6 protein-coding genes are annotated in these 8,736 nt (G+C 57.1%); 4 read left to right on the forward strand and 2 right to left on the reverse strand.

What is annotated here, in order from left to right:
• Window positions 1-30 precede the first annotated feature (30 nt).
• Together EDF73_RS22085 and dcuR are read left to right on the forward strand one after the other, a co-directional pair.
• Window positions 31-1,650: a sensor histidine kinase gene (locus tag EDF73_RS22085; RefSeq protein ID WP_132731176.1), complete on the forward strand. Its 1,620-nt coding sequence runs from the start codon at window positions 31-33 to the stop codon at window positions 1,648-1,650.
• Window positions 1,647-2,366, forward strand: a complete 720-nt coding sequence (dcuR, locus tag EDF73_RS22090; RefSeq protein WP_132731177.1) for a two-component system response regulator DcuR — start codon at window positions 1,647-1,649, stop codon at window positions 2,364-2,366. Before EDF73_RS22085 ends, dcuR begins: the two co-directional genes overlap by 4 nt.
• On the opposite strand, the gene EDF73_RS22095 is transcribed toward dcuR, so the two are convergent.
• Window positions 2,347-3,300, reverse strand: a complete 954-nt coding sequence (locus EDF73_RS22095; RefSeq protein WP_132731178.1) for an FAD:protein FMN transferase — start codon at window positions 3,298-3,300, stop codon at window positions 2,347-2,349. The two genes, dcuR and EDF73_RS22095, sit on opposite strands and share 20 nt — an antisense overlap.
• Window positions 3,301-3,385: 85 nt before the next feature.
• Window positions 3,386-6,163 (reverse strand): flavocytochrome c, encoded by a 2,778-nt coding sequence (locus tag EDF73_RS22100; protein WP_132731179.1) that lies wholly within the window; start codon window positions 6,161-6,163, stop codon window positions 3,386-3,388.
• Window positions 6,164-6,799: 636 nt separating this feature from the next.
• On the opposite strand from EDF73_RS22100, the gene EDF73_RS22110 reads away from it, so the two are divergent.
• Window positions 6,800-8,311 carry an anion permease gene (locus tag EDF73_RS22110; RefSeq protein ID WP_132731180.1) on the forward strand — a complete coding sequence of 504 codons (1,512 nt, stop codon included), beginning with the start codon at window positions 6,800-6,802 and terminating at the stop codon, window positions 8,309-8,311.
• 54 nt (window positions 8,312-8,365) lie between these two features.
• On the forward strand, window positions 8,366-8,736 hold a 371-nt coding region (locus tag EDF73_RS22115), incomplete at its 3' end, for a fumarate hydratase (RefSeq protein WP_207896672.1).

Here is an 8,736-nt window from a genome sequence, read left to right on the forward strand (position 1 = left end):
AGGCCTTCGCCGATTATTCCAGGGGATGTCATGAAGGATTTAGCGGAGCAGGATGCGCCCGCGCGCAAACGCCTGATGAGTATGAAACTGAGTACCGCCGTGACGCTGATGATTGGCAGCGTGATTGGTTGCGTGCTGTTACTGGTCTATGCCCTGTGGTTTATACAGATCAGCAATACCACCCGCGACGGCGTCAAAGACACGGCGCTGGCGGTGGCGCGTACCTTCGCCGACATGCCGGAAGTGAAGCTCGGCCTGACCCAGCCGCCGCAGCACAATCTCATTCAACCTCTGGCACAGGCCATCACCCGGCGCAACGATCTGTTGTACGCCGTGGTCACCGATATGCATGGCGTGCGCTATTCGCATCCCAACAGCCAGATCATCGGCCAGCGCTTTATCGGAGAAGATATCCAGCCGGCGTTTAAAGGTGCGGAAAATGTCGCCGTCAACCACGGCGTACTGGCCCCGGCCTTACGCGTGTTTACGCCGGTGTATAACGACAAGCAGCAGCAAATTGGCGTTGTGGTGGTCGGGATTTCGCTCAGTAAAGTAGATCAGCAGATCGCCCATGGCCGCTGGGACGTCCTGCTGACGGTGCTGTTCAGCGCCCTGGTATGCGCAATCGGCACCTGGAGCCTGGTGCGCGGCCTGAAACGGGTGCTGTTGGGGCTGGAACCGCAGGAGATCTCGACCCAGTTCCAGCAGCGCCAGGCGATGCTCCATTCGCTGAAAGAGGGGGTGGTGGCGGTCGATGTCGCGGGGCGCGTCACGCTGATCAACCCCGCGGCCCGCGAGATCCTGCTGAGCGGCCCCGGCCAGGAGATCGCTCATACCCCGCTGCTGGCGGATTTACAGGAGGTGCTGCAAACCGGCACGCCGATTTACGACCGCGAGCTCGGCTGCAACGGATTCCTGCTGCTCAGCAACACCGTGCCGGTGCGCAGCCAGAATGCGATTGTCGGCGCCATCAGCACCTTCCGTGATAAAACCGAGGTCAGCCAGCTGCTGCAACGGCTCGACGGGATGGTCAATTATGTCGATGCGCTGCGCACCACCTCCCACGAGTTTATGAATAAGCTGCACGTGATCCTTGGCCTGCTGAATATGAAAAGCTACGACAAGCTGGAGGAATACGTGCTGCAAACCGCCCATACTTATCAGGCGGACATCGGCGAAATTCAGCACCGGATCAAATCACCGGTGGTCGCGGGTTTTCTGATTGGTAAAATCCAGCGCGCTAAAGAGCGGGGCTTCAGCCTGAGCCTCGCGGAAGAGAGCCTGGTCCCCGATTGTCCGAACGAAAAACAGGTCACCGTGCTGGTGACGGTGCTGGGTAATTTGATCGAGAATGCGCTGGACGCCATGAGCGGCCAGAAAGAAGGCGAAGTCAGCCTGCTGCTGCACTATCAAAATGGCTGGCTAAGTGGCGAGGTGAGCGATGACGGCCCGGGAATTCCGGCCGCCCATATTGACGCCATCTTTACGAAAGGCTTTTCCACCAAGGGTGAAAACCGCGGTGTCGGGCTGTTTCTTGCCAGCCAGCAGCTGCGCGAGCTGGGCGGCACGCTGGCCGTCGAGTCCGAGCCCGGCGTGTTTACCCAATTTTTTGTACATCTTCCCTGGGATAGTAAAAGGAAACGTGCGTGATAAATGTCTTAATTGTTGATGATGATGCCATGGTGGCCGAACTGAATCGCCTGTACGTGGCGAGAATCTCCGGTTTCCGCTGCTGCGGCACGGCGTCAACGCTGAATAAAGCCCAGGAGATGATTAACGATAGCGCGATGGAGATCGATCTGGTGCTGCTGGATGTCTACATGCAGCATGATAGCGGGCTGGATCTGCTGCCAACCATCCGCGCTTCCGGCCGCCCCATCGATGTGATTATGATTACCTCCGCTGCCGATGCGGCGACGGTGCAAACCTCAATGCATTATGGGGTGGTCGATTATCTGATCAAACCGTTTCAGTTCCCGCGTTTCGAAGAGGCGCTGACCGCCTGGCGCGAAAAAAGAAAGCTGATGACCGGTCAGCCCTATTATGAGCAGGCCGATGTTGACCGCCTGCTCCACGGCGGAGCGCCGGAAGCCACCGACGCGCGCAAGCTGCCGAAAGGGTTAACCGCGCAGACGCTGCGTACGCTGTGCCAGTGGATCGATGCCCATCCAGGTACCGAGTTTTCGACCGACGAGCTGGCGGTGGCGGTGAACATTTCCCGCGTCTCGTGCCGTAAATATCTGATCTGGCTGGCGCAAATTAATATTCTTTACACCAGCATTCACTACGGCGCGACCGGGCGCCCGGTGTACCGCTATCGTCTGGTCGCCGAGCAGTACAGCCTGCTTAAACAGTACAGTCAGTAAGCCGGTAGCTGTCGTCGAGTAAATGAAAGCGGAAGCGGCGCTGCGATGAAAGGATCACCTGGCGATTTTTGGTGACGAAAATCGCTTCGATATCGTCGCGTCGATGCAGCGCCGCGCACCCTTTCTCCACCCCGAGGCCATAGATCAAGGTGGTCCAGATATCGCCGTCGAGCGAGTCGTCCGCGATGATGGTCACGCTCTCGAGTTCGTTATCGAGGGGATAGCCGCTGCGCGGGTCAAGGATATGGTGCCAGCGCCGTCCGTCCTGCTCAAAATAGCGCTCGTAAATACCGGAGGTCACCACCGACTGACCGGCAACCGCAATACTTCCGACCAGCGCATCGTCGCGGGCAAAAGGCTTTTTCAGCCCAATCGACCACTCGCCGAGGGTATGCACATTCCCGCCGAGATTGATCAGCGCGGCGCTGACCCCCTGCTGACGTAAATAATCGCGTACCCGATCGGCGATATAGCCTTTGGCAATCGCCCCAAGGTCAATCTCCATCCCCGCCTGGGTGAGAAAAACGCTGCCAGCGGCGTCGTCGAGGATCACATCCTGCGGATGGGTCAGCGACAGCCGGGCGGCAATCTCTTCCTCGGCCGGTACGCTGCGTCCCTGAAAACCGATACGCCAGAGTTTCACCAGCGGACCAATCGCCAGATTGAAGGCGCTATCCTGCACCATGCTGGCGGCTTTCGCGCATTTGATCAGCTGGTAAGCCGGGCGGCTGACGCTAACCGGATGACGTCCGGCGGCATGATTGATATCCATCACCTGCGATTGCGCGCGGTTAACGGTGAGCAGGTCTTCGTAACGCTTAATCAGTTGAAAGGTGCGGGAAACCAGGGCTTCGTCGTGGGAGAAGAGTTTAAGTAAGATCGGTGAGCCCATCAGCACGGTAGAGTAACTATAGATGCGGCGGTCGCCAGACATGGTTGCAGCTCCTCTGTGTCGCCCCGACCGGCAGCGCGCCGCCGGGGGAAAACGCCGGGCGAACCCGGCCTGTTATCACTGAGCGTTAGCCTCTGGCGCGTTTTGCCGCCTGGTGGCCCGCCAGGGTGCCGAAGATAATAATATCCGCCACCGCATTCCCGCCGATGCGGTTACCGCCGTGAATGCCGCCAACCACTTCCCCTGCCGCGTAGGCGCCGGCAATCGGCTGATGGCGGGTATTCAATACCGCGGTTTCCGGGTTAATGGTCACCCCCCCCATGGTGTGGTGAACCCCCGGCGCGATACGGATCGCGTGGAACGGCCCCTCGTTGACCGGCGCGCGCAGCGCGGTGGTACGGCCGAACTCTTCGTCGCACTGCTTTTCAACAAAACCGTTGTAGCGCTCAAGCGTCGCGAGGAAGGCATGGTAATCCATCCCCAGCTTCTCCGCCAGCTCGCGCGGCGAGCTGGCACTGGTCACCAGCCCCCTGGCGATGTATTCATCGGCTGCTTTATTTTTGGCGCGCACATGCTCATCAAAGACGATGTAGGCGTAATGTTCCGGCAGGGCGATAATCGCCGCTGATACTTTATCGCGGGTCGACATTTCGTTGAAGAAGCGCTTGCCCTGCTGGTTAACCAGAATCGCCCCGCCGCCGCGAATCGATTCGGAGATCAGATACGAGGTGTTCTGCTCGACGGTCGGGTGAATCTGAATTTCGCCCATATCCACGGTGCCCGCGCCGATACGCTCCAGCAGCGCGATGCCGCCGCCGGTCGCCCCTTTATGGTTAGTGGTGACGAAACCGGCCAGGTCAGGACGGTATTTAACCACCATCGCGCTGTTCGCGCTGAAGCCGCCGGTTGCCACGATAACGCCCGGCGTCTGGACGACGATGCTCTCCTGCTCATCATTCAGCAGACGGACGCCGCACACTTCGTCGTTATCCATCAGGATCTCTTCCACCGAAGTCTCCAGCATCACGTCAATACCGCGTCTGGTGATGTTGCGCACCAGACCGCTAATCAGATAGCCGCCGACGGCGGATCCGTCGCGTGGGCGGTGGGTACGGTCAATGCTCATCCCACCGGTGGTGGTAATGTCGTTGAGCATAATCCCGCGGCGGGCCAGCCATTCGATGGCCTGCGGCGCGTTTTCCACAAAGCGGCGCAGCAGCTGCGGATTGTTTTTGTTATGCCCGCCGCGCAGCGTTTCCTGGTAGAACAGCTCTTTGCTGTCCACAATGCCTTTTACCCGCTGGAAGCGTGTTTCAGCGGCGTTCATCCCGGCAGACGCCTTGATGGTATTACCGCCGATTGTCGGCATTTTCTCAACGATCAGCACTCTGGCGCCTTCATCATGCGCCTGAATCGCGGCCGCCAGACCGGCGCCGCCGCTGCCCACCACCACAACGTCGTAGCTTTTCGGCGTCAGATCGTCGCCACCCTCTTCAAGGGCCAGCGCTTTGCTCGATTTGAGCATCGCCTTCGACACCGCTTTTTTCACCGCTTCACTCTGGCTGGTAGCACCGGAGATGGCGTCCACATGCGGTGTGTTCGCACTCAGAATACGTTCACGGATCTCGGCAAAACTGGTGGTGAACTCCACGGTTTGCCGCGGGCTGGCCGCCAGTTCAATATCGGCGATGCGATCATTTTCCAGACTGACGTTGATGACCAGCTCGCTGACATCGTCCTGCACGGTTTCGACAAACACGCCGGGCTTAAACTTCGCATCACCCATGCTCATATCGCGGATCATGGCTTCGACCAGCGAAAAGCGCCACAGCGGCTGCGGAATATGCAGCGCTTCGCGCTGGGTGCTGTCGATAAACAGCTCCAGATGTTCACCGTCAGCAATCCGCGCCGTCCAGTCCGGGTAAGCGATACAGGCGCGGCCCACGGCAATCAGATCGTAGCCATGATCCATCCCCTGCTCCGCATCCGCCGCGTTAACCACGCCGCCAACGCCCATCACCGGGATCTGCGCCAGGGTGTCAGAACGCAGCGCGCAATATTTTTCAATCAGCGGCGTAGGATCGCTGGTGTCAACAATCGAAGGACGCAGGGAAGCGCCGACTGAAAAGTGCAGATAATCGAGACCGCGCGCCGCCAGTTTTTCCAGCAGATACAGGGTATCGTCGAAGCGAATACCCGGCTCTTCCAGCTCCTCCGGCGAGAAACGATAGCCGATAATAAAGGCATCATCGGCATACTGGCTGACCATTTTATGGGTGATCTCCAGCACCGCCAGCGGGAAACGGGCGCGATTATCGCGGCTACCGCCCCACTCGTCGTCCCGCTGGTTGGAGTTCGGGGAATAGAACTGCTGAATCAGGTAGGTGTTCGCACCGTGGATTTCCACGCCATCGAAACCGGCCTGGATCGCGCGACGCACGCCATCGCCGAATTTGACAATCATCCCTGTCACTTCTTCCGCGGTCAGCGCCCGCGGCAGCGCGGCGCCCTCACGCGGCGCGGCCAGCGCGCTCGGCGCTACCGGCTGACGACCGCCGATCAGCTGCGGGTCGACCATGCGGCCGCCGTGGTAGATCTGCAAAATCGCTTTTGACCCTTCGGCTTTGATCGCGTCGGCGATTTTTGCCAGACCGGCAATTTTGTCATCGCTGTCGATGCCAATGGCGCCCGGGAAAGCCAGACCGTAATCATCGATAAAGCAGCACTCAACGATAATGGTACCAATGCTGCCGGCACGCGCACGATAGTACTCCACCAGCTCGCTGGTCACGCCACCATCAAAATAACCGCTACAGGTGGTCATCGGCGCCATTAACAAACGGTTTTTCAGCTCGGTACCATTGGGTAAGGTAAAAGGACGCAAAATACGTGAGTTACTGGTCATATTAACACTCCAGATTTTAAATATTGAAATTCAGAATGGGGTGACGGAATTGTTTTTGATTATGTTTCTTAATTCCTGTGTTCATGCTAATAATATAGCGCTATTTTTAGTTACCAAAGTAATTACGTTAGTTAAAAAACTATTTAATCCCAGCAATAACATCAATACCTCTATTGTATTATTAATTTAAAATATCGCATTCACATAAAACAAAACACTGATAACAAACCGGACATCTTTGTTAAAATCACCATCTCAAGGGAAAGAATTAAAAATCGATATATATCATTACGATAGAAAACAACCTCATCATCAGTTACGACACGTTCTCGATTGCAATTTAACAATCAGCGATATTTTAAACAAATAAACACCTTATCCAACAGGGTTATTAGCAAAATAAAAAAATGGCCTGTTACGCGGTATTTTTTGATCTCGATCAATTGCAACGCGACATCAAAGCGCAATATATAAATAACCCAATAATTTAATTTAACGCCCAGCAAGATGCGTTAAATAACTGTCAACGCGATCAGCAAAACCAACCATTAATAACTAAAGAAAGTTTCGTAATTAAAGAAATTAGTGGTTATGGCGTGACGCAACCGTATTTTCAACTACTCGCAGATACTCATTATGAAAGAGAAAAAGACAACCATAGCGCCTGCCGGCGCAGCCAGTCCCAGGGCTGCCAATAAAAGCCGTCTGCTGATGATGGCGCTGCCCATTATCGTCGCGGTACTGTTACTCTTCGTTCCGGTGCCTGAGGGGTTACCGCCATATGCCTGGCACTACTTCGCTATTTTCGTCGGCGTCATTGTCGGGCTCATTTTCGAACCGCTGCCGGGCGCCGTGATTGGCATCACCGGCGTGGTGGTTATCGCCCTGTGCAGCCAGTGGCTGCTCTTCAACCCGGCGCAGCTGGCGGACCCCAAATTCAAACTCGCCGGCGCGTCCTTTAAGTGGGCGGTAAGCGGGTTTGGCAACTCCACCGTGTGGCTGATTTTCGGCGCCTTTATGTTCGCCGCCGGCTATGATAAAACCCAGTTTGGCCGCCGTCTGGCGCTGATTCTGGTGAAATATCTCGGCCGTCGCAGCCTGACGCTGGGTTATGCCATTACCTTCGCCGACCTGCTGCTGGCGCCGTTTACCCCCTCGAATACCGCGCGTAGCGGCGGGACCATCTACCCGATTATCGCCAACCTGCCGCCGCTGTACGGTTCAAAACCGAATGACCCCAGCGCCCGCCGCATCGGTTCCTACCTGATGTGGGTCGCGATTACCGCCGCCTGTATCACCAGCTCGATGTTCCTCTCCGCGCTGGCGCCAAACCTGCTGGCCCTCGCGCTGGTTAAAAGTATCGTCGGGATCAATATCTCGTGGGGTACCTGGTTTATCGCCTTCCTGCCGCTGGGGATCCTGCTGATTCTGGCAATGCCGCTGCTGGCCTACTGGTTCTACCCGCCAGAAGTCAAAGTAAACAACGAAGTGCCGCTGTGGGCCGCACGTGAGCTGGAAAAACTGGGCCGCCTGTCGCGCAATGAAATTCTGCTGCTGGTGTTCGTCTGCTTCGCGCTGATGATGTGGATTTTCGCCGCCGAGTGGATTGAACCGGCGCTGGCCGCCCTGCTTGTCATCGTGCTGATGCTGTGGACCGGCGTCCTGTCCTGGAGCGATATCACCAATAATAAAGCGGCGTGGAACACCTTTGTCTGGTTCGCCACCCTGGTGGCGCTGGCGGATGGCCTCTCTTCTACCGGCTTTATCGCCTGGCTGGGTAAAGAAGGCGGCGCGCTGATGAGCGGTATTTCCCCGGGGGTCGCCACTATCGTACTGCTGCTGGCGTTCTACCTGCTGCACTACCTGTTTGCCAGCACCACCGCGCACACCACCGCGCTGCTGCCGGCGATGCTGACTATCGCCGCAACCATCCCGGGTATGAATATGCAGGTGTTCGTCCTGCTGATGGTCACCTCGCTGGGGGTCATGGGCATCATCACCCCTTACGGCACGGGCCCCAGCCCCATTTACTACGGTAGCGGCTATCTGCCGACCAAAGACTACTGGCGCCTCGGCACCATCTTCGGCGCCATCTTCCTGGCCGCCCTGCTGCTGATTGGCTATCCGTGGATGTCCATGATGTTCTGATTCATCACCGCCGGGGGCATACTTCCGGCGGTTTTACTCTTAGGGAGCTAAGCTATGTCGACTAAACCGTTCGTTTATCAGGAAGCCTTTCCGCTGGCAAAAGATGAGACCGAATACTATCTGCTGAGCAAAGAGCATGTTTCCGTAGCCGAATTCGAAGGCGAGGAAATTCTGAAGGTTGCACCTGAAGCGCTGACCCTGCTGGCACAGCAGGCCTTCCACGACGCGGCCTTTATGCTGCGCGTTTCTCACCAAAAACAGGTTGCGGCGATCCTGCTCGACCCGCAGGCCAGCGAGAACGACAAATACGTGGCCCTGCAGTTTCTGCGTAACTCGGAAATCGCCGCCAAAGGCATTTTGCCGACCTGCCAGGATACCGGCACCGCCATCATCATGGGCAAAAAAGGCCAGCGCGTGTGGACCGG

Origin of the sequence: Klebsiella sp. BIGb0138, assembly GCF_004342285.1 — a bacterium.
In the GTDB taxonomy this organism is placed as follows: Bacteria; Pseudomonadota; Gammaproteobacteria; order Enterobacterales; family Enterobacteriaceae; genus Klebsiella.

Bases quoted from the DNA above. Each gene is read 5' to 3' on its own strand.
- EDF73_RS22110 (WP_132731180.1), top strand. From the start codon at position 6,800: ATGAAAGAGAAAAAGACAACCATAGCGCCTGCCGGCGCAGCCAGTCCC.
- EDF73_RS22095 (WP_132731178.1), bottom strand. From the start codon at position 3,300: ATGTCTGGCGACCGCCGCATCTATAGTTACTCTACCGTGCTGATGGGC.
- EDF73_RS22085 (WP_132731176.1), top strand. From the start codon at position 31: ATGAAGGATTTAGCGGAGCAGGATGCGCCCGCGCGCAAACGCCTGATG.
- EDF73_RS22100 (WP_132731179.1), bottom strand. From the start codon at position 6,163: ATGACCAGTAACTCACGTATTTTGCGTCCTTTTACCTTACCCAATGGT.